This is a genomic window from Thiomicrorhabdus heinhorstiae, assembly GCF_013391765.2.
Taxonomy (GTDB): domain Bacteria; phylum Pseudomonadota; class Gammaproteobacteria; order Thiomicrospirales; family Thiomicrospiraceae; genus Thiomicrorhabdus; species Thiomicrorhabdus heinhorstiae.
The window spans coordinates 82,677-106,774 of record NZ_JACBGI020000003.1 but is presented as its reverse complement, the minus strand read 5'-3'; the positions used below and the strand labels follow the sequence as shown (position 1 = coordinate 106,774).

At 48.0% G+C, this 24,098-nt stretch carries 23 protein-coding genes, 1 tRNA gene and 1 riboswitch; of the genes, 10 read left to right on the top strand and 14 right to left on the bottom strand.

Annotated elements, in window-relative coordinates; genetic code table 11:
* Positions 1 to 16 precede the first annotated feature (16 nt).
* From H8792_RS03325 to H8792_RS03300, 6 genes are all read right to left on the bottom strand, one after another.
* Positions 17 to 727 (bottom strand): c-type cytochrome, encoded by a 711-nt coding sequence (locus tag H8792_RS03325; protein WP_185977512.1) that lies wholly within the window; start codon positions 725 to 727, stop codon positions 17 to 19.
* 22 nt (positions 728 to 749) lie between these two features.
* Positions 750 to 2,081, bottom strand: coding sequence for an NAD(P)/FAD-dependent oxidoreductase (locus H8792_RS03320; RefSeq protein WP_185977511.1), 1,332 nt, complete (start codon positions 2,079 to 2,081; stop codon positions 750 to 752).
* Entirely contained in the window at positions 2,078 to 2,470 is a 393-nt protein-coding gene (locus tag H8792_RS03315; RefSeq protein ID WP_185977510.1) for a c-type cytochrome, read from the bottom strand. Before H8792_RS03315 ends, H8792_RS03320 begins: the two co-directional genes overlap by 4 nt.
* A 9-nt stretch (positions 2,471 to 2,479) precedes the next feature.
* Positions 2,480 to 3,727 (bottom strand): hypothetical protein, encoded by a 1,248-nt coding sequence (locus tag H8792_RS03310; protein ID WP_185977509.1) that lies wholly within the window; start codon positions 3,725 to 3,727, stop codon positions 2,480 to 2,482.
* A complete protein-coding gene (locus tag H8792_RS03305) occupies positions 3,727 to 5,184 on the bottom strand; it encodes a c-type cytochrome (RefSeq protein WP_185977508.1) in 1,458 nt (485 codons plus the stop codon). The genes H8792_RS03310 and H8792_RS03305 overlap by 1 nt, the downstream gene beginning before the upstream one ends.
* 374 nt (positions 5,185 to 5,558) lie before the next feature.
* Entirely contained in the window at positions 5,559 to 6,206 is a 648-nt protein-coding gene (locus H8792_RS03300) for a protein-L-isoaspartate O-methyltransferase family protein (protein WP_185977507.1), read from the bottom strand.
* A 332-nt stretch (positions 6,207 to 6,538) separates the two neighbouring features.
* Here H8792_RS03300 and H8792_RS03295 point away from each other — a divergent pair, with 332 nt between their 5' ends.
* Positions 6,539 to 7,471: a hypothetical protein gene (locus tag H8792_RS03295; RefSeq protein WP_185977506.1), complete on the top strand. Its 933-nt coding sequence runs from the start codon at positions 6,539 to 6,541 to the stop codon at positions 7,469 to 7,471.
* Positions 7,472 to 7,489: 18 nt separating this feature from the next.
* Here H8792_RS03295 and pnuC read toward each other — a convergent pair whose 3' ends face one another.
* From pnuC to H8792_RS03270, 5 genes are all read right to left on the bottom strand, one after another.
* Positions 7,490 to 8,125, bottom strand: a complete 636-nt coding sequence (gene pnuC, locus H8792_RS03290) for a nicotinamide riboside transporter PnuC (RefSeq protein ID WP_324187588.1) — start codon at positions 8,123 to 8,125, stop codon at positions 7,490 to 7,492.
* Positions 8,115 to 8,381: a YkoF family thiamine/hydroxymethylpyrimidine-binding protein gene (locus H8792_RS03285; protein ID WP_185977505.1), complete on the bottom strand. Its 267-nt coding sequence runs from the start codon at positions 8,379 to 8,381 to the stop codon at positions 8,115 to 8,117. Before H8792_RS03285 ends, pnuC begins: the two co-directional genes overlap by 11 nt.
* A 16-nt stretch (positions 8,382 to 8,397) precedes the next feature.
* On the bottom strand, positions 8,398 to 9,030 hold the full coding sequence (locus tag H8792_RS03280; RefSeq protein ID WP_185977504.1) for a class I SAM-dependent methyltransferase: 633 nt from the start codon (positions 9,028 to 9,030) through the stop codon (positions 8,398 to 8,400).
* Between the two features lie 18 nt (positions 9,031 to 9,048).
* The gene (locus tag H8792_RS03275; protein ID WP_185977503.1) at positions 9,049 to 9,291 is read right to left on the bottom strand and encodes a hypothetical protein; all 243 of its coding nucleotides are present in this window, start codon (positions 9,289 to 9,291) and stop codon (positions 9,049 to 9,051) included.
* Positions 9,292 to 9,353: 62 nt separating this feature from the next.
* Positions 9,354 to 11,402, bottom strand: a complete 2,049-nt coding sequence (locus H8792_RS03270) for a TonB-dependent receptor (RefSeq protein ID WP_185977502.1) — start codon at positions 11,400 to 11,402, stop codon at positions 9,354 to 9,356.
* Positions 11,403 to 11,467: 65 nt separating this feature from the next.
* Positions 11,468 to 11,570, bottom strand: a riboswitch (TPP riboswitch).
* Positions 11,571 to 11,719: 149 nt separating this feature from the next.
* Here H8792_RS03270 and thrS point away from each other — a divergent pair.
* The 9 genes from thrS to H8792_RS03225 all read left to right on the top strand — a co-directional run bounded on the left by thrS (position 11,720) and on the right by H8792_RS03225 (position 19,578).
* The gene (thrS, locus tag H8792_RS03265; protein ID WP_185977501.1) at positions 11,720 to 13,645 is read left to right on the top strand and encodes a threonine--tRNA ligase; all 1,926 of its coding nucleotides are present in this window, start codon (positions 11,720 to 11,722) and stop codon (positions 13,643 to 13,645) included.
* A 47-nt stretch (positions 13,646 to 13,692) separates the two neighbouring features.
* Positions 13,693 to 14,241, top strand: a complete 549-nt coding sequence (gene infC, locus H8792_RS03260; protein ID WP_185977577.1) for a translation initiation factor IF-3 — start codon at positions 13,693 to 13,695, stop codon at positions 14,239 to 14,241.
* Positions 14,242 to 14,433: 192 nt separating this feature from the next.
* A complete protein-coding gene (gene rpmI / locus H8792_RS03255) occupies positions 14,434 to 14,631 on the top strand; it encodes a 50S ribosomal protein L35 (protein WP_185977500.1) in 198 nt (65 codons plus the stop codon).
* Between the two features lie 17 nt (positions 14,632 to 14,648).
* Entirely contained in the window at positions 14,649 to 15,005 is a 357-nt protein-coding gene (rplT, locus tag H8792_RS03250) for a 50S ribosomal protein L20 (protein ID WP_185977499.1), read from the top strand.
* A 186-nt stretch (positions 15,006 to 15,191) separates the two neighbouring features.
* Positions 15,192 to 16,190: a phenylalanine--tRNA ligase subunit alpha gene (gene pheS / locus H8792_RS03245; protein WP_185977498.1), complete on the top strand. Its 999-nt coding sequence runs from the start codon at positions 15,192 to 15,194 to the stop codon at positions 16,188 to 16,190.
* 38 nt (positions 16,191 to 16,228) lie between these two features.
* Complete coding sequence (gene pheT / locus H8792_RS03240) at positions 16,229 to 18,616, top strand: phenylalanine--tRNA ligase subunit beta (RefSeq protein ID WP_185977497.1); 2,388 nt, start codon at positions 16,229 to 16,231, stop codon at positions 18,614 to 18,616.
* A gap of 113 nt (positions 18,617 to 18,729) precedes the next feature.
* On the top strand, positions 18,730 to 19,023 hold the full coding sequence (locus H8792_RS03235) for an integration host factor subunit alpha (RefSeq protein ID WP_185977496.1): 294 nt from the start codon (positions 18,730 to 18,732) through the stop codon (positions 19,021 to 19,023).
* Positions 19,010 to 19,399 carry a MerR family transcriptional regulator gene (locus H8792_RS03230; protein ID WP_185977495.1) on the top strand — a complete coding sequence of 130 codons (390 nt, stop codon included), beginning with the start codon at positions 19,010 to 19,012 and terminating at the stop codon, positions 19,397 to 19,399. The genes H8792_RS03235 and H8792_RS03230 overlap by 14 nt, the downstream gene beginning before the upstream one ends.
* 102 nt (positions 19,400 to 19,501) lie before the next feature.
* Positions 19,502 to 19,578, top strand: a tRNA-Pro gene (locus H8792_RS03225).
* A 74-nt stretch (positions 19,579 to 19,652) separates the two neighbouring features.
* Here H8792_RS03225 and H8792_RS03220 read toward each other — a convergent pair.
* From H8792_RS03220 to H8792_RS03210, 3 genes are all read right to left on the bottom strand, one after another.
* The gene (locus H8792_RS03220) at positions 19,653 to 20,108 is read right to left on the bottom strand and encodes a hypothetical protein (protein ID WP_185977494.1); all 456 of its coding nucleotides are present in this window, start codon (positions 20,106 to 20,108) and stop codon (positions 19,653 to 19,655) included.
* A 47-nt stretch (positions 20,109 to 20,155) separates the two neighbouring features.
* Positions 20,156 to 22,360, bottom strand: coding sequence for a TonB-dependent receptor plug domain-containing protein (locus tag H8792_RS03215; protein WP_185977493.1), 2,205 nt, complete (start codon positions 22,358 to 22,360; stop codon positions 20,156 to 20,158).
* A 247-nt stretch (positions 22,361 to 22,607) separates the two neighbouring features.
* A complete protein-coding gene (locus H8792_RS03210) occupies positions 22,608 to 24,011 on the bottom strand; it encodes a S1C family serine protease (protein WP_185977492.1) in 1,404 nt (467 codons plus the stop codon).
* Positions 24,012 to 24,098 lie beyond the last annotated feature (87 nt).

Sequence of the window (24,098 nt, the reverse complement as noted above, 5' to 3'; positions counted from 1 at the left end):
GTTCATGCTTGACTCCTTATTGTTTATTTAAGGATGCATAGTATTCAGCCAAGGCTTCGATTTCTGCATCGGTTAGGTCGTGAGTAAACTGCGACATACCTTCATTGACGTCGTTATGGCGAGCGCCGTCTTTGTAAGCTTGCATGGTACGTACGAAGTATTCAGGAACTTGTCCGGCAAGTGCTGGAGCAATTTCATTACCTTCGCCTTTTGCACCGTGGCACGATGCACAAGGTGTAATCATGCGACCGAAATCACCTTTACGAACCAGGTGATCTACTTTGTTATGCATGTCTTGATCAAGCGGCTTGGTGTAGCCCCATGCCTGGGTTGAACCCTGAGCATAGAATGCGGCTAGATCGGCAATTTGCTGATCGTCCAGTGCTTGAGCCAGTTTGACCATGATATTCGCTTGCTTGTAATCTTCCCAACGACGACCGTCACGGTAATCCAACATCATTTTGACGGTATACTCGGCCGGTTGTCCGTTGATGGAAGCATAGTTACGGGAAGGGGATTCGCCATTCTCCCCGTGGCAAGAGTTACACATCATTTGCGAATGCAGGCTTTGTCCGCGTGTCGCGTCACCGGCAGGCATTGATTGCAAAGTGTTATCCAGAGAGAAATTGCTCCAAGGATTGGCGTGCGGTTTCTCTCCATGTCCATCGGCAATTGCCACTCCGGTAAATCCGATTAAAGCGGCGGCTAATAAGGTTCTTTTTAACATTGTTTTGTCCTCCACCACTTAATTAAGAGAATACGTCTTTGACGAATTCACGCTGCCAGTTTTTCTGATAAACCGCTTCCAGAATCGGTTGCGCAGGCTTATCGGTAATTGGCGAGACACCGGCTGATTTACCTTTAGGCTGAATAAAGCCGTCACGTACTTCATAAATCGCCGCGATGGATACACCGTAGTTTTCACCGGCCAGACTGTAACAGACGTTAGAGTAAATCGCTCTACCCAGCGGACGGTCTTTAAGGGTGTCTGCGACGGCTTGAGCACAAACTTTTGCTTGAGAGTTGGCGGCATAACCGGATTTCGGCATCGCATCTGCGATAGTACTGTCACCAAGCACGTAAACTTCTTTCTGAATGGTCGATTCGAAAGAGTGACGATCAATCGGACACCAGCCGGAAGCATCGGTCAAACCAAGTTTTTGAGCCAGTTTACCGGCACGCTGGTTTGGAATCAGGTTGATCATGTCAGCCTTGAAAGTACCAGCCATGGTTTCGACGGTCATATTATCGGCATCTACGCCCATAACACCGCCACCTTCGGAACCGGAAACCCACTCGATCAGAGCATTGTCGGTTTTATATCCGTATAGACGTTCCCACGCTTTTTTAAATGGAACATCTTTGGTGAAGTGGTCTTTTGGATCCAGAACAATCACTTTGGCAGTCGGATTATGCTTTTGGAAATATTCCGCAAAGAAAGAGGCGCGTTCATATGGTCCTGGAGGACAACGGAACGGATTCTTCGGTGGAGCGATAATCGCCGTACCACCTTGCGGAACTGCCAGCAGTTGTTTTCTTAGCGCCAGAGTTTGTGGGCCGGCTTTATAACCGTGGAAGATTTTGGTTTCAGCGATTTCTTTGCTCATACCTTCATAATCTTCGAATTTAAAGTCGATCCCAGGAGAAACCACCAATTTATCGTAAGAAACGGTTTGTCCTTTGGCTGTAGAGACGGTTTTCTTGTCAAAATCCGCATCGGTTACTTTGTCGATAATGACATTAACATTGTATTTGGACTTCACAGTATCCAGATTAAAAGTCAATTCATCCAATGTGTGATAACCGACGATAACATCGTTGCTTCGAGGGCAGGTGATGTATTCCGGATATTGTTCGATAATGGTGATTTTGACATCCGGATCTGCAAAGCGCAGATATTTGGCAAATGTCGAACCACCGATACCGCCGCCCAGAATGACGACATGCCCTGCCGACTTGGCGTAAGCTTTTTCGCTCGCACCGAACAAACCGGTTGCTGCGACGGCGGAAACACCGAATACCTTGATCAAATCACGGCGGGTGATTTTGCTATCGAAAACTTTATTTTCTTGTTGGCTCATTTCTGACCTCCTGTCGCGGCGGCTGAAGCTTGCGCTTCAAGCGATTCCGTTAAGCTGGTTTTGTCCCATTGTTTGACCGGTTGCTTTTCAAACCAGATAGCCATTGCTTTGATTTCATCGTCGGTAAAGCCGCGGGCAACGCGATCCATAATGACCGCAGCGCGCGTACCTTCTCGATAAGCCGTCATGGCATCGATGAATTGTTGAGCAGGCATGCCTGCCAGTGGAGGCATGGCCTCCTTGAATTCCTGACCATTGGTTCCGTGGCAAGGCGCACATTGCCAAGCCATTGCTTGAGCGTTGGCCATGGTTGGTTCCGCCTGGGCTGAGGCTGCCGCCATCAAGCTGCAAGCGGCTAATAGTGTTTTAAGTTTGATTGAGTTTTTCATGACGCCTCCTTACTGAGCCCAAACATAGAAGCCGACGACGAAGAACTGGATAATCCATAGAACCACGATCCAGATGGAAAGGGTCCCCAGTTTATTGACGCCGGCACCCGGAGTGTATACTCCAACGGTTTGCCCCGATTTCCATGCGATGGTCAGGAAATAGCTCAAGACCACCCCGCCGACAATCGCGAAGGTCAGGAAGAACAAGCCGGTTGAGTACCAGTCCATGACGATCTTGTAATCGAAGAAGTCATAGTGGAAGAAGCCGTTCAGGATGTCGTAGCGCAGAATCTCGCGAGAGATCGCTACCACCAGACCGATCACCAACGCCATCGGTAAAGCCATATAGCTGCAGAATCTCGCTTCGCCACGCAGACGCAACTGAGCCCATAGTGCATAACCGATGACGGCCACACCACCCAGGATGCCCCAGATTGAGGTTGCGAAGTTACCGGCGGTTTCCGGCAGAGTGACCATCCACATGACATACAGCACTGTGGCAATTACCGAACCGACTTTGATCCATTTTTTACCGACTTCGGCCGCCCAGTTCAGGTAGTCGTGGTCGGCATCTTCACGTACCGACTTGAAGCGACGGTAAGTGACCAGCATCGCACCGGTCACCGGAATCGACATACTGATGAAGAAGGCATAACGCCAGATATTGAACGCATGCAACTGATCACCGCTGTAATCCAACTTGCCGTTTTGCATATACCACTCTTTCCACAACTCAGGGTGCAAGATCTGCGAAGTCAAGCTGTGCATGATAAAGCCCACGACCAGCATTAGAGCCAAGCTGATCAACATCGACCAACGTGAACTAGGCACCGCCGTCTTATCGGCATTCTTCGAGTTGCGGAAGTAGAAGTAATACATCGCCCAGTACGCCAAAATCAAGATGACGATAAAAGCAATAACCCAGTCCGCAGACAAGACGTTCGAGGTATACCAGTGCGGATCGTAAATAACCTGTACGAACAACAGCGGTGCAACCCCGATCACCACGGCCACCGAGACCGAGACCTTGGCGATTTCCAGCATGGCCGCACCCAGACGGCGCCAGTAAGCATTCTCTCTAAAGGCACCGTAAAGGGTGATGGCGGAAGTACCCAGCATCAACTGAACGAACAGAATGTGCAGAGCGAATGTCAGTACACCCAACCCGATGAAGATAATCGGGAAGGTCGGAATCCCTGCAGGGTTACGCAGGGCGTACATCATTTCCGTAACTTGTGCTACTTGTGACGCATCCATTATTTGACCTCCTGTACAAAATCAAGAGCGGCAACCTTATCGGAAGCGTTTTTCTCAGCCAACGCACGATCACGTTGCGCGATTTCCGAATCGATCGCTGCGGTCACTGCGGCCTGGCCGCCGTTGTTGTTTAGAACCAAGTAAGCCGCCAAGGCATCCACCTCGGAATCGGTCATTGGCATTTTGGGCATATAAGCGATATTACCGGTGGTCAACACCCCTTTAACATACTTGGCAACGCGTTCCTGAGACACGCCTTCAGGGAAGTAACGGTGCAGAGGACGGATACCGGTCTCGCTTGGAGAGTGACAGTTCGAGCAGTAAGTCATCGCAATGAATTCACCCGCCTGAATCTTGTTACCTTCATTCACTTCACGAAGGTGTTCCGGGGTAAACGGATGCGCTTTCAAAATCCCGACTTTCTCCAGGAGAGGCAACTGCGACTTAATGTCCATCCCAGGGACGTCACGACCGATAACCTGGTTCGAGTAGACGTACTGTCCGGCAACCCAAGGTTTACGCATCGATTCACGCGCGGTCTCTTCCGGCCACAGACCGGCGACCAGAATGATCACCGCCATGGCACCGGCAAAACCTTGTACCAGAGTCTGAGGGCGGATCATGGTAATAATGAAGTACGCCAATGTACCGGCCAATACCGCCACGATGCTTGGCATGAAGTAATCCGGTAGACGGTTTTCCATAACCAATAGCGCTTGTTCAGGAACGGCAGTCAGATACCATTGGAACATCAAGGCACCGACGATGGTGGAAATGATCCCCAACCAACCCAGCTTGCGCGCCATCTCTTTCTTGAAAGCAGGATCTTTGATCCCGGCGATGACGATCCCACCGACCACGGCGGTGATGGTGAACATGAAAGCGGTACGCATACCCAATTGGATAAAGGTGTTGGTTCCGTAGAAACCGTTCAGGTAACCACCGTCTGCGAACCACTGTTCTTTACCAGGCAGCATCATGAACGACAAGATACCGACGATGATCAGCATGGTTGCCCAGGAAGCCAGACCGAAGATCACAGAGATCTTCATGTGGGTACGCTTATCAACTTTACCGACCAGGTAGACAATCATATAGACCCCAACGACCTCAATGACGAAGAAGACCCACTCGGTGGCCCACTTCCAAACGAAGGAGTGAATCAGGGCACCGATTCCGTTCGGGCTGGCGACGGTGGTGGAATACCAGATCCCCGGACCGGTAATGGAGCCGGCCACGTAGGTGAAGACCAACAAGAAGAGGCCGTATTTTTTAATGAAGTCCAGAAGATCTTCACGATCTTCGCGGTAGGCTTTATGAGAGAGATAGGCGAAGAGTAAGGCGGCCCCGACGGAGGTGTGAGACGCCAGTACGTGGAAGGTTGCGATGAGAGCAACCACCCAGCCGGAACCGACGGTCGGTTCGTACCAGGTTGGATATAGGCTTATCAAGTCCATATGATTATCCCTTGAATTAGTAAAGTTAATCTAGGTTTGAAACTTAAATTTAGGTTAAGTTTCGGGTATTTTACGGTTGGAGTTATAGGGTTGAACAACTAAAAAATTTTATTAATGAGTATATAAAAAAATTTTACCTGTTCGATAAGACAGCTTGGAAGCACGTAAAAAGAATAGAAAAACTTAAATCAAGCTTCAAGGGAAAAAGGAACTATTGAGAGACTTTTGAACGGATTCATAATTCAAATCAATTTCTTCGCTCCAGAAGAAAATTTGCAAAGGATTGAAGAGCTTTATGAGTATGAGAATTCAAAGGAATTAAGGTTGCAGCGGAATAGCTTTCCGCTGCGGGAAATGATGAAGATCAGGCAGGATCAGAACTCGAATTTATCGACGGCTTCAGCATGAGTTAAAGCTTTTAACTCGGTTTCGAATAGAGTTTCGGTGGCCCATTCGTGATCGGCAATGCGGGTAATCACTTGTGCAACCATCGCAGGAGCTTGACCGCAAATCACACCTAAGCGACCGCCCTGAGTCAATTTCTGCTTATAGGCTTCAGGAATTGAACTGACCGAGCCGGTTAATAAAATAACATCGTATTGCTGGTTGTCATCCCAATCCTGGCTACCGTCGCCGATTTGGAAATCGATATTGTCAAATTTGGTCAGTCTGATTTTTGCGGTTTCTTGCAAGTCCGCATGCAGTTCGACAGTGGTGACGCTTTCCCCCAAGCTGGCTAGTAGAGCGGTCATATAGCCGCTACCGGTGCCGATTTCCAAAATCCGGTCCTGCGGTTCGATATCCAGAGCTTGCAGCAATCGTCCTTCGACTTTAGGGGACATCATCACTTCGTCATGTCCGATCGGAAGTTCGATGTCGCTGTAGGCCAGTGGAATCTGGCTTTCGCTGACGAATTCGTGGCGAGGGGTGTTCATTAATAGATCTAGAATAGTCGGGTCTAGTACATCCCATGGGCGAATTTGTTGTTCTACCATGAAGAAACGCGCTTGATCTAAATTCATAAAATGATCCTTTTCGGTCATGAAATCATGCCTGATTGGTGGAGTCTGGTTGCGTTGCTTTGAACGGTTTATACTAGAAGAATTGTGCAATCGGCGTATTCTTCGAAGCCGTTTACTCCGTTTTGGTTTTCTCGGAGGAGCGTTTTGGAAGGCAACCCTATTATTTTTTAACCGCGAGATTATAGCGAATTTTGTTATATAAATGAAAACAAATTACATTTTGCCGCTGCCTTTAAAAGGTGGGCTAACGCCAGTTCTATTCTTAGCCGTTCTGCAGAACGTTTGTAGTTTCGAATTGATTGAATACAAGGCTTTGAACGGGGTCGATGTTGATGACTGAAGGTGTTTTAGACCCGTTGAGTTTGCCGTGTACCAGATTGAATAAATGTTTGCAGGCGTATCAATCCATTCAGCCGGTAAGTGCCATGTTCGAAGATAGCAGCCATCATTTATGGGCGCTGAAATCGGCAGTTGGACAAAGGGCTTTTCTCAAATATGCCGAGCGAACAGCAGCGGAAAAGTCAATTTTTTGGAGTTGGATGCAAAGTTTGTTTTGCGTCTCTTTCCCGCAGGCAGTGAGCGGTTATAAAGAGATGTATTCGCTCATCGAATTCCTGAGCGGTTTAAAAGTTCCGAAGGTGATTGAGTGCGGGGCGAACGACGTTGGGGGCTGGGTTTTAAGTGAATGCTTGCCAGGGAAGCCATGGCGCGATGAAGCGGTTGAATTGGATGCAGCAGCGTTTGAAAAAATTTTGGCTTCGATTGAACGTCTATATTCCGGTGAGGGGCAAGAGAGTGGTGGATTGATCGGTGATATGCTCCAGCCTGAAATCAGTCAAAGAGTCTGGATTGAACATCTTTTCAATCGCTTGGAAGAGAGCGTTGAGGGATATTTTGAGGGGGTAGTTTGGGAAAGTATTCGCCAGCCTCTAAGTGATAAAGTGAATATCCAGGAAGCCGGTAAGTTGGTACCGGTGATGATCGATTGGCGTTGGGATCAGTTTTTAATTGATGGTAATGAAGTGGCGTTAGTTGATTTGGATGCCTGGGTTTGGGCACCGGAAATTTTAGCGTGGGTCATTTTTGAACTGGTATGGTCAGAGCGGCAATTGTCGGCTCTGCAACAAAGTTTTCTTCAACGCAATCATTCCATCCCCAAAATTGCTCCCTGGCGAGCGTTGTATCGTTTTATGCTGTATAAGTTGGAAATACTCGGAAAAGTCGACCTGCAGGAATGGATGAGCAGACCGACTTATTTTGAGTAGAGAGGGAAAACTGCGGATTTAAACGTTTAAACCGGGTTCGCTTTTGCCTTGTTCTTGATAGAGTTTTAACCAGTGAATTTGCCCGTAAGTCGCCACGACCAAATAAACGATGAACATTAAAATCGTGACATAGAACCCACTGAGACCGTACAGGATGATCGCTACACTGTCGATCACCAGCCAGTAGGCCCAGGATTCCAGAACTCTACGGGCAGTCAGTACGGTGGTCATAATTGAAAAGACCGTAACACCCGCATCCAGGTAAGGGAAAGGGTTCTCCGTCCGGTTGTCCATCCAGATTCCGATCACCAGTGTGAAAAGTGCACCTCCCAGTATAAAGAACAGATGCTGCTGTTTGGATAAACGGCTGATGGGTAAGGTCTCTTCTTTCGGTCCGGCCTTGCTCCAGGCATAGTAACCGTAGACTGCCATAGCCAGATAGTAGAGATTCAATACCGCCTGCATGCTCAGTTTGCCTTCCCAGAACAGTACGCTGTAGATGGCGGTGCTGATAAAGGCGGCCGGCCAGCACCAGATGGAATTTCTTGCCGCGAGCATCACATAAGCGATACCAAGAATCGCGGCGCTCCATTCCCAGCCCGATTGAGCAGCTAGGGTATCGAGGATTTGGGTAAAGGTAGTATCAGCAAGCACGAATGTTCGCCTTTTCTCGATCGGTACCGATCAGTTTGATGACGAATACGGTTTGCGGAATTTCATTCAAGACCTTTTCGATTTCGCTATTCATCGCACTCATTACGTCGGCGAATTCACCATAAATATGGGTGCTCATACTGTTACGCTGGATCGACACCTTCTCTGCCTTTTCCATCGCTTCGATAAAATCGATTATCGGTTGGCAGTATTCTTCCTTAAGAGGGTACATGCTGATATCGACGGATACTTTCACGGTTTTCTCCTGGTTATTATTGGGTTTTCTCGGCACGAACCACAACAAAGGTTCCTTCGTCGTGTCCGTCCAGAATTGCGGTTGCTTCGTTTCCGGAGCTCTCCGGCAAGACGGTTTGCACACTGCCTACAATCGAAAAGCCGGCTTGCTGCAGCATTGACTCGATTTCCGGGTAGCTATAAAAGGTGGCATCGCAATAGAAAGGACTCTCGTGTTTGTGTTTTTCATAAGCTTGGCCCAATTCCGAATTGCGTTCAAGGAAGGCGACGATTATCGAGCCGGCGGCTTTGGTTACTCGTGCCGCTTCCAGATAAGCTTGTTCAGGATCGTCCAGAAAACAGGTTGAAGTGATAAAGGCAGCGAAATCATATTGCCGGTCTTCAATCGGCAGGGATTCGGCTACGCCTTCGATCAGGTCGAGATTGCGTTCCTGTTTGGCTCGATCACGCATTGCCTTGGCCGGTTCGATGCCTGTGTCGATATTGAGCGGTTGCGTGAAGCGGCCGCTGCCGGCGCCGACTTCGATTCCGCGACCACTTGGAAGCAGGCGTTTGACGGCATCGATTTCCGCTTGATAGGTGGCGTGGTTGTCGTCGAACCATTGGTCATAGGCATCGGCGTGCGATTCGTAGCCTTGTGTTTTTGGCATAGGATGTCTCCGATAAAGTTACTGGCAACCGCCGGAAAGCTTAATGACAAAAACGCTTTCAGGAAGGGCTTGCAGAGTTGTATGCATTTCTTCATTCAGGATCGGCATGATCAATGAATAATCTCCGTAAATGGTGGTGCTCATGCTATTACGCGAGATCAGCAGATCCTGGTGCGCTTCCAGGCGGTGGATAAAATCCAGAACCGGCTGGCGATAGGACTCGTGAAGCGGGTAAAGGCTGATGTCTACGGATATGTTCATTGTCTGTCTCCTTAAAAATAGGCCGGACTTATATCTTATCAAGTCCGGCCTGGGTGGGAGTTTTAGAAATACAAACGGTAGGTGATACCATACTGACGCGGATCGCCCAGTCGCACATATTTGCTCGGGTTGGTCCACGGCGGGTTGAAGTCAAAATAGAATCCGCGGGTTGCATAGGTTTCGTCAGTGATGTTTTTACCCCACAGATAGATTTCGTAATCCTGTCCTTCATAACCGACGCGGGCGTTCAAAATGCGGTAGGCGTCGGAGCGAACGTCATTAGTATTGTCGAAATAGAAGCTGTCGACTCCGGTCAGATCCGCTTCGGCGTAGAAGCCGGCTGCCGAGCGGTATTTCCCGCCGATATTGAATTGGTAATTCGGAGCATGCGCCTGTTCGCGGCCGTCAATGGTGAAGCCTGAATTCAGAGGTGTGCCGCTGATCTCGGTTTTAAGCAGACCCAGGCTGGCGAACAGGTTGAAGCGACGGTTGATCTGCCAGTCAAGATTCCCTTCTACACCGTAGTTTTTGGCGCTATCGAAGTTTTCGGTATAGAACACCCAGTTGGTGCCGGAGCTTGGATCATAAGTATAGGCGTCAAACTGCGGATTGCTGCGATCCATATAGAAAGCGGTAATCTGGCTGCTCAGACCAAGATCGGCGTAATTGACCTTCAAACCAATCTCGTAGTTCATCAGGGTTTCAGCTTGATAGAACAGATAAGTGTTTGGCGTTCCGGCCGGTTGACCTGCATTGAATCCACCCGCTTTATAACCGCGGTTGATGCCCATATATGCCGTGTAAACATCATTATAACGGTAGCTGTAAGTCAGGTTGGCGCCCCACAGGGTGTCATCCGGCGAGTAGTGCTCATTGTTGCTGTTGGTGAAGTCGCTACTGTCGTTTTCAATGCGTGAACCCAACGTAATGGTCGCTTTGCTGTTCATGGCGTAGTCAAGCTGTCCGAAAGCCGCCAGTTTATTGATCGAGAAGTCGCTGCTTGAGCTGCCCCAGTATTCGGTTTCGTTACTTTCAACCAGGCGTGATGCATACAAGCCCGCCAGCCAGTCGGTATTGCCGTTGATTTTTGACTGCGGGGTCGAAGTCCAGCGCAGCTCCTGATTGAAGGTATGGCGCTGTTTGTTATTCAGGTAGGTTCCGGCCGAAGCGGCGGTCCAGTCTTCATCGTAGCTATAAGTCATGTCGGAGAAGGCGACATTGGTACGGCTGGTGAAATCGAAGTTCGGATTGCCTTTCCAATTTAATTTGAAAGCAGCGGCATTGGTTAACAGAGTATCCTGGCCCGGCTGGTTGGAAAGGGTGGTAAAGCTGTTGTCGCGTGACCAGGCATCGTAGCCGTTATTCAGATCGGCATGCAATAGCGTAACGTCCAGAGTAGTGACATCATCTAGGAAGAAGCGCAGTTTACCGCGTAAGGTCAATTCACTACGACTATTAGTATCATCGCGATTTAAAGTTTCATTGTGGCGGAAACCGTCGCTGTTATGGGAAAACAGGCTGAAACGGTACTGAGTGCTGTCCGACTCGCTGCCGAAAGGGCCGCTGGTGACGATACCCAGTTCTCGTAAATTATCCTGACCGACAGTCCCTTCGAACATGCCTTCTTCATAAGGTGTCGGATCGTTGCTTTCGATATTAATCAAGCCGGCGATGGCGTTTTGTCCGTAACGGGTGTTTTGCGGGCCTTTTAGCACTTCGACTTGCTTGACGTCAAACAGGTTTGCAGCCATGCCGATGCCGCTGAAATCGATGTCGTCGATGGCAAAGCCGACGCTTGAGTTCGGTGCGCCGGTGTATTCGTCGCGTCCGCCGATACCGCGAATTTGGATATGGCGTGGACGGGATGACTGTCCAGAGAAGTTAACGTTCGGGGTTTTTAGCAGCAGATCTTCGAAATGGGTTGCACCCTGATCCTTGATTTGCGCTTCGTTTTTGACGTCGACACTGGCAGGAATATCTTGTAGTTCAGTCTGGCGAAGGTCGGCGTTAACTGTTACAGGAGCAAGTTGCTCGTCGGCATGAACAGAGTAAACGGGGAAGGTCATTAGGCTGGCTAGAGCCAAGTTCAATCGGCGTAAGCGAAAATTCATAGATTGCGTTCCTTTGCATATTTCACCGCCTGGGAGCGCAACGTATGAACGGAATACTGGCGTATTCTCGACGTTACAGCCTTTTCCTACGCCGGTATGATCCGGATCAGGTTCAAGGGTCTATCCTTGCGGAAATCTCAGGCCTTGCGACCGCCCCTAGGCACGATTATGTTTTTTGATAATTGAAATTTTTAGATATTCTACCCTATTTTTGAGAAAAATTATCGTTTTGCTTTATCAAAATCTAGCCTAGCTCTATTAGAAGATGTTAAAATGCTTGGCTTGATTTTAATCCATGAATAGAAGAGTTGTTTCTCATGCCAATCATCACTTTACCGGACGGTTCTACCAAGCAGTTTGAGCAGCCTGTATCTGTTATGCAGGTTGCAGAATCCATTGGCGCGGGGCTGGCGAAAGCGACGGTCGCCGGGCGCGTCAACGGACAATTAAAAGATGCCAGTGATTTAATCACGGATGACGCTACGCTTGAAATCGTCACGATGAAAGATGAAGACGGTCTGCATATTATGCGTCATTCTTGCGCGCACCTTTTGGGGCATGCTTTGAAGCAACTTTATCCTGACGTCAAGATGGCAATCGGGCCAGTCATCGATAACGGGTTTTATTATGACATCGATATGGATTACAAAATTACGCCGGAAGATCTGAAAAAGATCGAAAAGCGCATGCAGGAATTGGCAAAAACCAAATACCCGGTCATCAAAAAGATGTTGCCGCGCGACGAAGCGGTCGCCACTTTCGAATCCCGTGGTGAAGATTACAAGTTGGAATTGATTCGTGACCTTCCGGGTGAAACTCAATTCGGTTTCTACTTCCACGAAGAATATGTGGATATGTGTGTCGGTCCGCACGTACCGAATATGTCATTCACCAAAGCTTTTAAGCTGACTCATGTAGCCGGTGCTTATTGGCGCGGTAACTCCGATAACAAGATGCTTCAGCGTATCTACGGCGTTGCTTTCGCCAATAAAGACGATTTGAAAGCTTACCTGCAGATGATGGAAGAGGCGGAAAAGCGTGACCATCGTAAATTAGGTAAGGCGCTGGATCTGTTCCATGTTGATGAAATCGCTCCGGGGATGGCGTTTTGGCATCCGAAGGGAACCACTTTATACCGCGTGGTAGAAGAATATATGCGTGGTCAGCTGGTTGCCAACGATTATGAAGAGATTCGCACGCCATTTATTATGGATCGTTCTCTATGGGAAAAATCCGGTCACTGGGACAAGTTCAAAGACAATATGTTCACCACCGAGACCGATAACCGCGATTACGCCGTTAAGCCGATGAACTGCCCAGGGCATATTCAGGTTTTTAACCAGCATTTGCACTCTTACCGCGATTTGCCGGTACGTATCGCTGAGTTCGGTACTGTTCACCGTAACGAGCCGTCCGGAACGCTTCACGGCCTGATGCGCGTGCGCTCATTCACACAGGATGATGCGCATATCTTCTGTACGCCTGATCAGATTAAACAGGAAGTGCAGGGGTGTATCGATCTGGTTTATGAAACTTATGCGGATTTCGGTTTTGAAAATATTGCGGTGAAATTCTCGACCCGCCCTGAAATGCGTGTCGGTTCCGATGATGTATGGGATTTGGCAGAAGAAGCCTTGGAAGCCACTTTGCAGGATGCAGGTCTTGAATATGCGCTGCAACCGGGCGAAGGGGCTTTCTACGGTCCGAAAATCGAATTCCAGTTAAAAGACTGTATCGGGCGTGTCTGGCAGTGCGGAACCATTCAGTTGGATTTCTCGATGACTCAAGCCGAGCGTTTGAATGCGGTTTACGTCGATTCGGATAACGAGAAGAAGCATCCGGTGATGATTCACCGCGCTATCTTGGGATCTTTGGAACGTTTCGTCGGGATCCTGGTCGAGCATTACGAAGGAAAATTCCCGACCTGGTTGGCTCCGGTTCAATTGGTAACTGCGTCTATCTCGGAAGTTCACAACGAATATGTTGCCGAATTGACTAAAAAATTGAAAAAACATGGGTTTAGAGCTGAATCAGACTTGAGAAATGAGAAGGTTGGGTTTAAAATTCGCGAACACACCATGCAGCGCGTACCTTATATCTTAGTGGTAGGTGATCAAGAAATGGCTGAAGGCACCGTTAACGTACGAGCCAGAGGCGGAGAGAACCTGGGTTCTTTCGATTTTGATGAACTGTTAGATCTACTCAATAATGATATTGCCAACCTTGGCCGTGTCGTCGAGTAATCGACGCTGTATTTATTTTTTAATAAACGGAGGATATTGCTATCGCAATTAGAAGAGGTCGTGGAAGACCACAACAACCTGAAGAACCTAAAGATAGAATAAACAGAGCGATCACTTCGCGTGAAGTTCGTTTGATCGATGCAGAAGGCGAGCAGGCCGGCATCGTTCCGATTCAGGAAGCTCTGGAAGCCGCTGCCGAAGCGGGTCTGGATTTAGTTGAAATTGCGGCCACAGCAAATCCTCCGGTTTGCAAGATCATGGACTACGGCAAATTTCTGTATCAGCAACAGAAAAAGCAGCATGAAGCTAAGAAAAACCAGAAGCAAGTCCAAGTAAAAGAAGTTAAGTTTCGCCCAGGAACTGAGGAGGGAGATTATCAGGTCAAACTACGCAACCTGATGAAATTCCTGGAAAAGGGAGATCGCGTCAAGGTAACCATCTGGTTCCGTGGTCGTGAGATTACCCATAAGGAACTGGGATTGAAAGTGCTGGAGCGCATCAAGGATGATATTCAAGAGGTGGGAACCGTTGAACAGATGCCGAAGATGGAAGGCCGTCAGATGCAAATGATGGTTGCGCCAGCCAAGAAAAAGTAAACCTTAAACGGTTTGCTTAACACAACAGCTGGGGTCGATCGAAATTGATCGGCTTCCGGTGCAGCTCCCTCAGTGCTGTTTGTTGTTTCCCGGAAAGTCGTTCCCGATTTGAACGGCTATTGTAAAAATCAAGTGACTCGGAGTGGCTGAAGGGCGACCCAGGAGTATCACTTAAATGCGGAGTTTCATTCAATGCCAAAGATGAAAACGAACAGTAGTGCTGCAAAGCGCTTCAAAAAAACCGGCTCTGGCCGCTTTAAATGCAAACAGTCTCACCTTCGTCATATTTTGACTAAGAAGTCGACTAAGCGTAAACGTCAGCTTCGTTCAGGAAGCATGATTCACGAACATGATGTGGCAATGGTTCGCCGCATGTTACCTTACGCTTAATTGGGAGATTTTAAAGCATGGCAAGAGTTAAAAGAGGCGTAATCGCACGCCGTCGTCATAATAAAGTACTTAAAGCGGCAAAAGGTTACTACGGTGCACGTAGCAAAATTTTCCGTGTTGCGCGTCAAGCGGTCATCAAAGCGGGTCAATATGCATACCGTGACCGTCGTCAAAGAAAACGTCAATTCCGTCGTCTATGGATCGCTCGTATTAACGCAGCGGCTCGTATGAACGGTATGACTTACAGCCGTTTCATCAACGGTGTAAGCAAAGCGGGAATCGAAGTTGACCGTAAAGTACTTGCTGACATTGCAGTACATGATGCAGCAGCATTTGCGGCAATTGCTGAAAAAGCAAAAGCGGCTCTAGCTTAAGTATCGCACTAGGCTCGCCTAGTTAAAGGATAGGGGACTTTGGTCCCCTATTTTTTTCCTCTTTCCGCAAGATCGATTGCGGCAGAAGTGAATAGAGTTAATCGGATTGCAGCTTTTTCTGAAAAGCGTCTTATTAACTCTATTCATTCAATCCGTTAAGAACATTTGTTTTAGGACATTTTTATAATGCGAGAACAATTACAAACTCTAATCTCAGAAGCCGAAGAGGCGATCAAGTCGGTCACCGATCTGGCTAACCTCGATGAAATTCGTGTTCAGTACCTGGGTAAAAAAGGTGCCTTGACCGAAGTGATGAAAACCCTCGGCAAACTTAGTCAGGAAGAACGTCCGAAAGCCGGTCAGGTAATTAATGAAGCCAAGCAGGCGGTTCAAGGCCTTTTGAACGATAAAAAGCGTGAACTGGATAATGCCAAGTTGATGCAAAAACTGGCCGAAGAGACGGTTGATGTCACTTTGCCGGGGCGTGGAGTGGACCTTGGGAGTCTGCACCCGGTTACCCGTACTTTGAACCGTATCGAAACGCTATTTTCCAAGGCGGGATTTGATGTTGAAACCGGTCCGGAAATCGAAGATGACTGGCACAACTTTGAAGCTTTAAATATCCCGGAAACTCACCCGGCCCGCGCAATGCACGATACTTTCTATATCAATGAGAAAACCGTTTTGCGAACTCATACTTCGGGTGTGCAGATCCGCACCATGGAAAATAAACAACCGCCGTTGCGTATTATCGCCCCTGGACGTGTTTACCGTTGTGATTCCGATCAGACGCACACCCCGATGTTCCATCAGGTAGAGGGTTTGATTGTCGAGAAGAGCGCCAGCTTTGCGCAGTTACGCGCCTTGTTGATCGAATTCCTGAAAGAGTTTTTTGAAGACGAAAATTTGAAAACCCGTTTCCGTCCGTCTTATTTCCCGTTTACCGAGCCGTCTGCGGAAGTAGATATCGCAACCGATCTATTTGGTGATGGCCGTTGGATCGAGGTATTGGGCTGCGGCATGGTTCACCCGAATGTTTTGCAGAACGTCGGGATTGATCCTGATGAATATACCGGTCTGGCCTTTGGTCTTGGCGTTGAGCGTTTGGCAATGCTGCGTTACAACGTTAAGGACCTACGTCAATTTTTCGAAAATGATTTGCGTTTCTTGCAGCAATTTAAATAAGACTGCACACATTCGATAAAAAGCTTTGAGAAGACATTATGAAATTTAGTGAAAATTGGTTACGCGAGTGGACGAGTCCGGATTGGACTACCGAACAGCTGTCCGAAGAGTTGAGTCTGGCCGGATTGGAAGTCGATGATGTTGAACCGGTCGCCGGTGCCTTTACTAACGTGGTAGTCGGTCATGTTCTGTCGGTTGAAAAACATCCGGATGCCGACAAATTAAACGTGACTCAGGTGGATGTCGGCGATGTCGAGCCTGTACAGATCGTATGCGGAGCGAAAAATGTCGTTGCCGGTATGAAAGCCTGCTGCGCCAAAGTCGGTGCGGTTCTGCCCGGCGATTTCAAAATCAAGAAGGCCAAACTGCGCGGTGTGCCTTCGCACGGTATGTTGTGTGGCGCCAGCGAAATCGGCTTGCCGGATGACGGCGTAGACGGTTTGCATGTGCTGCCGAATGATGCACCGGTCGGTATGGATCTGCGTGAGTACCTGGATTTGAACGACTCTTCGATCGATGTTGATTTGACTCCGAACCGTGCCGATTGTTTTAGCGTGATGGGGATTGCCCGCGATGTGCACGCGATCAGTGGCGCCGAATTGAAAACACCTTTTTCCGAAAATGACATGGCCGGAACGGCCGATTGCCAAGTAGCCATCGAAGTAACCGATGCGGTAGCCTGCCCTAAATACCTCGGTTGCACCGTTACCGGTTTCAACACTCAGGCTCAGACCCCTCTATGGATGAAACAGCGTTTGGAGCGTTCCGGATTGCGTCCGTTGAGTCTGGTGGTGGATATTACCAACTATGTTCTGCTGGAAATGGGACAGCCGATGCACGCTTTCGATTTGAATAAGTTGCAAGGTGCAGTGCAGGTTCGTAAAGCCAATGCCGGTGAAAAACTAACGACTCTGGATGAGAAAGAAGTTGTTCTGGAAGACGATACCCTAGTGATTGCGGATGACTCCGGCGCCATTGCATTGGCCGGAATTATGGGTGGACTGTCGACTTCGGTCACCGACGATACGACGGCGATTTTCTTCGAATGCGCCCACTTCAATCGTTTGGCGATTACCGGTAAAGCACGCAAATACGGCTTACATACCGACTCTTCGATGCGTTTTGAACGCGGTGTCGATCCGCTATTGCCTGAACGTGCCCTGAACCGCGCTTTGGCTCTGTTTACCGAAGTGGCCGGTGGAGAGGTCAGCAAAGTGAATGCGGTCATCAGTGACGAGAATCTGCCTAAAGCGGCGGTCATTACCTTGCGTAAAGAGACTTTGGATAAACGCTTGGGTGTCGAAGTCGATTCTCAGCAAGTGAACGATATTTTTCAGCGTCTTGGTTTCGGTGTTGAAGAGAATGCAGCCGGTTGGAACATGCATGCGCCAAGTTATCGTTTCGATATGGCGATTGAGATGGATCTGGTTGAAGAAGTCGGCCGAGTTTTCGGTTACAACAACTTGCCGGAAACACCGTTGCATGCGCCAATGACATTGAATGAATTGCCAGAGTCTGAACAAGAGCTCATGGCGTTGAAAATTGCATTGGTACAGCGTGGTTATAACGAAGTTGTGACCTATAGCTTTGTGGAAGAAAGCAAACAAAAATGCCTGGCTCCGGATCTGCCTTACGTCCTGGTGCAGAATCCGATTTCCGATGATATGAAAGCGATGCGTACCACGCTTTTCCCAGGTCTGCTGCAAAGTGTCGCTTACAACCAGAATCGCCAACAGCCTCGAGTACGTCTGTTTGAGAGCGGTCTGGTCTTCTATAAAAACGATCAAGACCCGACCGGTGCTACGCAAGTGCCTATGATCGGTGGTGCCGTGGTCGGAAAAGTCGCCGCTTCCGGCTGGGACGAAACTGAGCGTGCCGTCGATTTCTTCGATGTTAAAGGGGATGTGGAGACTCTGCTACGCATGAGCCATCAGGTCGGTAAAATCCGTTTCGAAGCCTGTTCGCACCCAGCATTACACCCGGGTCAGTCTGCCAGTCTGATCAAGGATGGAAAAGAGGTCGGTATCATCGGTCAGCTACATCCGCAGTGGGTTAAAACCATGGGTGTGAACGGTAATGTCTTCTTGTTCCAGATTCGTCAGGATGCCTTGATGACCATGGAGGTTCCATGTGCAGAAGCGATTTCCAAATTCCCTGAGGTTCAGCGCGACTTGGCGTTTGTCGTCGAAAACGAGCTGTCGGTCCAATCTCTGTTGGATGCGGTTATGGTTGAGTCCGATATTTTGCGCTCGGTAGATATTTTCGATATTTATCGCGGTCAGGGAATCGGTGAAGATCAGAAGAGCGTGGCTTTGACTCTGAAGATTCAGCATCAGGAACGTACCCTGCAAGACGACGAAGTGGATCAGCTGGTTGCGCAGATTCTTGAATCGGCTAAGCAGAAAGTTAACGCCGTATTGCGTTAATGCGTACTTTTTAGGCAGGTTTTGAGGAAAAACTTTTTCCTTTTTACCTGTCTGGTTATACAAAAAATTGTTAAAATACAACAATATAAAATAAGATCAGGAAAGAAAGCGATATGACTTTAACAAAGGCAGATATTGCTCAACAATTATCAGATACCTTTGGTTTTAATAAACGCGAATCAAAGGAATTGGTAGAACAATTCTACGATGAAATCAGTGAAGTATTGGTTTCCGGCGAGCAGATTAAATTATCCGGTTTTGGAAATTTTGAACTGCGCGACAAATCATCTCGTCCGGGGCGTAACCCTCGAACCGGAGAAGATGTTCCTATATCGGCCCGAAGAGTGGTAACATTTAAACCCGGACAAAAACTTCGTGCGCAAATAGATAACCATGGCAAGTTCTAAATCGTCTCAGCTTGAGCTCCTAAAACCAGAAATCCCCGATAAAAAATATTTTACGATCGGGGAAGTCGCCGATTTGTGCGAAGTTAAATCGCACGTTCTGCGTTACTGGGAACAAGTTTTTCCCCAGTTGGAGCCAGGCAAGCGACGCGGACGCCGTTATTATCAACAAAAAGATGTACGTCTGGTTTTGGAAATCAAAAGTCTTTTGCATGAGCAGGGCTTTACCATTCCAGGCGCAAAAGCCAAGCTTGCCAAGCAGGATGTCAGTGCCCAACTGGCATCCGGCGATCTTCAAAAAGATAGCTGTTTAGCGATGATGCAGCAGCTCAAAAGTGAAATTCAAGCCTTCCGAGACCATATCCAAAAACGCTACTGATTCTGGGATATCCCTTTTATACTTCCGTAAAAATAGCCTGAATCGTTTCTGTTCGGTTGATTTGTTGCCGAAAGCGCCTATAATTCTCTTCTCTATTTCGATCGGGGTGTAGCGCAGTTTGGTAGCGCACCACACTGGGGGTGTGGTGGTCGCAGGTTCAAATCCTGTCACTCCGACCAATCATTCTAGTCCTTGCTAAAAAGGGCGAAGCTGTTTTATTCTCCACCCGTATTTAGCACGCCGTTTTCCAAGATTACTTTTCTGCCGTTTTATTGTTCAGTATCTGCATAAGCTGGGCGTATTGCTGTGTATTCAAAATAGTTTGAATTTGACCGACGGCTTTGATCAGGTTTTGGGTGTTTTGCCATTTTTGCGTTTGCAGTTCTTCCAGTTGCGGATTCAATGCCGGTACATTTTTGTGTTCGAGCAGAATGGCGGTGGAAATCTGTTGTTCAAGTTTTTTGGCTTTTTCCAGTCCGCTGTGAATCTTCGGTGCCATCTGTTCGCGCAGCTGTTTAAGTTGTTGCTTCTGTTGTGGAGTCAAATTCAGTTGTTGCTGATTTTGCATAACCGGTTTCATCAGATGCGGCAGACTTTTGCCCAGCAGCAGAGCGTAGTTTGCCAAGCCGAGGTGATGTTTGTGGCCGTCGGCTTGAGTGGTGAACGGAAGAAGGCAGATGAGTGAAATCAGAAAAATTTTAAGTTTCATTTTATTGTTCCTGTGTATGTTATGGATTGCTTAAGTACGGCTGACGATTACTGGATAAACCAGCGAACACCGGCGTAGTAATAACGGCCTATATCGCTGCCCAGTGCGTTATCGATTTCGGTTTCAAACAGGTTGTCTATGCCGACGAAAATGTCGGCTCGGTCCAGTGCGTAATTGAATTTGATGTTGACCGGCGTATAACCGTTTGCTTCATAAGTTACGGTTTGACCGTTTTCGGTAATGCTGTAGTTTTGTTCACTGACGTATTGAGCTGCAACACTGGTGCTCAGTCGAGGAGTCGCTTGATAGTTCACTGCAACGGAAGTGCGGAAATCAGGCGTGTATTCCAGCTTTTGTCCGGTATCCCGGTTATAGCTGTCTAAGAGACTCATATTCCAATTCCAGTTCAGTTTCGGTGTCATTTGATACTGGGCGTTCAGATCCAGACCTTTCAAGGTCACCTGGCTGGCATTGCGGAAACTGATGTAATCCGAGGTTTGGTAACGAACGATACTGTCGTCGATTTCGGTATAAAACAGCGCGGCATCATAGTGTAGTTTTCTGCTTTGGCCGTTTAAACCGATTTCATAGTTTTCGCTGCGTTCAGCTTCGAGATCAAAGGCGCTTTTATTGATCGAAGCATCGACAACCTGGGCTCCGACGAAACGCTTGCCTTGCGGGTTATAGCGGTTGATATAGTTTTCCTGGCTGTCGGGTGCCCTGAATCCTTGCGCATAGCGCATTCTAAGATTGAATAAAGGCGAGAAATGATAAACACCGCCGATATGTCCGCTGGTGGCATCTCCGGCAGCCGAAGTGTCGTCATAACGCAAGCCGTAGACCAGGTTTAATTCCGGATCGATTTGCCATTCATGCTGGGCATAAACCGCCGAACTGTCCTGCGTTTTGGTTGTCATCTTGCCGCTGGCGTCGAAGAAAGCGGCTTCGCGACTGTCTTCAATATATTCCGCCCCGGTCACCAGACGACTATCGGGACGCACTAGCCATGACGATTTCAATGAGTGTTGATATTGATTGACCGTTCCGTCGCCGCTTAAACTGGCCGATTCCTCTTCGGCGGCATAACCTAACTCTTCCCACAGCAGGCTGGTAATCTGATCTTTTTTCTCATACCGGGAGAGGCTGGATTTCCAATCGATTTCCAGCTGCGGATTAGGGTGCCAGTTGGCGCCGACACCTAATTCGTAGCGGCGGTTATCGAGGTGTTCCGCGTAAGGGATATTGAAAAACGTTAGGGAATCGCCACTCTGGGCACTGGTGTAGTTGGATGCATAGGCTTGCGAAATTCCCTGAGTGTCTCGGATTTCGTGCATAAAACCTAAATTCAGATTCAGGTCCAGCTCGTTATTCAGTTTATGGGTCAGATCGACACCCAGGTTAATCACTTCGCTTGGATCACGATAATAAACCGATTGATCGTATTGGTCTTGGATCAGATTGCCGACAGGGACGCTGAAGTTGCTCGCGCAGCTGCTGCCGTTACCGCAGGCTTTTAAAGTATTCGGGTCGATTCGTAGATCCGACTGGCTCGGTTTCGATTTGGTATTGGCGACACTGCCTTTGGGTACTCGGATTTGCGCCGTTTCATTTTCCGAATATTCGCCGGTCTTCAGGGCGCTGATCCAGGCACTGAATCCCGTTCTGCCTTTGGTTCCGCGTATATCGGCTTCAAACAGGCTGCGCTCTCCGTCGCCGTCGCCATTAGCGCCGTGGCTCAGGGTCAAAGTCGTCTCAATCTGCTCGAGCGGTTTTTTGGTGATGATATTAATCACTCCGCCCAGTGCATCGGAACCGTAGAGTCCACCCATTGGACCTTTAATGATTTCGATACGTTCGATTGCAGATGCCGGAATTCTCATGGCATCGTAGGATTTGGTGAATTCGGATGCGATTCTGCGTCCGTTCAGAAGCAGGAGTGTGCCTTTTGAAGAGACGCCGCGAATCGAAAATTGACCGTTAGTATTGCTGTAACGACCAGGAGCGGGGTTAAAAAAGACGCCGCTGTACTGCAAAGCGTCCTGTAGAGTCACGGCGGCCATTTTCTGAATCTGATGTTCGTCGATCACTTCGACCGATGCAGGAACATCTTTAAGCTCTTTTTCCGTTTGGGTTGCGGTAGTGACCTGAATCGATTCGAGTTCAAAAGTCTGCGCATAAAGCATTGTTGGCAGAGTTGTCAGAACTCCTGCAATAGCGGCCGTAATGTGAGGTTGTCGTAATGTTGTTTTCATTTTGGTAATTGCCTATTTACAACAAGTAATAATAATGAGAATGTTTATTATTTATTTTTCTATCCCTATAATCAAGGTTAATATCATAGAAATCTAATATTTAAGATCATAAAAAATAAATATAGGCAGGGCTGAAATTACCGGGCTTCACTGCGAAAAGTGCTGCGATAACGAGAATTGTTGAGGGGATTGTTGCTCGAAAGAGGTGACAACCGGAAGGTTTAAGCATCCGGTTGTATGAGATTTATTAGATGCCGTATTGGGAGCGAATGGTTTTGTCTCCCTCTTGGGCAAGTCGTTTATTGAGTATAAAAGTTTGATCGTCATGGGTCTTGAATTTGACCCATTTGCTATCGTTTTTTTCAAGCGTTTTAATCAGACTTTGGAGGTCGGCTACGGGCTGATCGTTGAAACTTTCGATAATCGAGTAAGATGCGCGATAACCGGCATTTTGGTTGTTGGGCAGAATTCTTTGCAGTACGACAATTTCCTTTTTTTCCGGATGTAGCGTGGCATATTCTTCTAAGGATGCTGCGGTCATAATGGCACCGCGAGAGCCGCTCTGAACCAGAGAGGCGAGAATGTTCTGGCTTAAAGGAACCAGGATCAGGCCACCGAAAAGATGATATTGCGGCTTATCGGAAAAATAGGTCGGCAGGTTGGTCTCTTCTGCGCTCAGTTTCCAGCTGACTTCCAGTTCTTTGCCGTCGCGAAGGACTTTGGCCAAAAGCGTTTCGCCAATCTGTTTTTGATGAATCAATTCTTTAAAAGAGAGCTTTCCTTCCGGCAGAAAGACCGTGCCGTCGTTCTCAATTTTTTTACCGTTTATATGAGTCAGCAGATCGTTTTCTTGCAAAGGAATGGTATCCACAGCCACTTTTTCAATCAATACGCCGGATTGCTTTTCAGGCAGTTGAAAATAAGCGCGCAGTTCGGCATTTTCCGGCAGAGAAAATACGAAATTTTCGTTCGGCATGCCCTGATATTCTCCATCGGCAATATCGTCGAAGAAATGACGAATAACTCGGGATGGAACCAGGTAACTGATGTTGTTGGCTTTGGTGATGGTTTGCATTGCCAGCCCGACGATTTGGTTATGCTGATTGATAATCGGCCCGCCGCTGTTGCCGGGATTGATCGGAGTATCAATCTGAATGGTTAAGAACGATTTTTTTGAAAAACTGTAGTGGCGGTGTTCAAGGCGTGAGACAACGCCTTGCGTCGTGGAAAGTTCGTCGCCACCCATTGGATAGCCCAGAGCGGTGACCTGATCGCCCATCTTAGGAAGCGTGCCCAAAGAGAGGGGATCGATGTCTGTAAAGAAAGTCGAATCCTGCAAAGCGAGCAGGGCCAGGTCGGTTTCATTGGAAACCCATTTGACGTCGGCCGGATATTTTCGCGTATTGTTGCTTTTTCTTACTTCAATAAAGGTGGCGTGGCTGATTACGTGAGCCGAAGTCAGAATGTAGTTTTGGTCATGAACCCGTACGTAGACGCCGGAACCGGAAGAACGACTGATTTTTTTTGTTTGCCACGGGAGTTGATAATCCGGCTGACTCTTGGTGACAAAAATTTTAACTGCACTGTTTTCAACGGTTGCCCAGACATTCTGGGCAAAAAGAAGGCTACAGAAAAGCATGATTCGAAGCATGTGTTGTTTCCTAAGTTTTGAATTTGAATTATTTAGTATTTCAATGATGCGTGACCTGTTCGCCATAGGCACTATCCGGTATTTTTC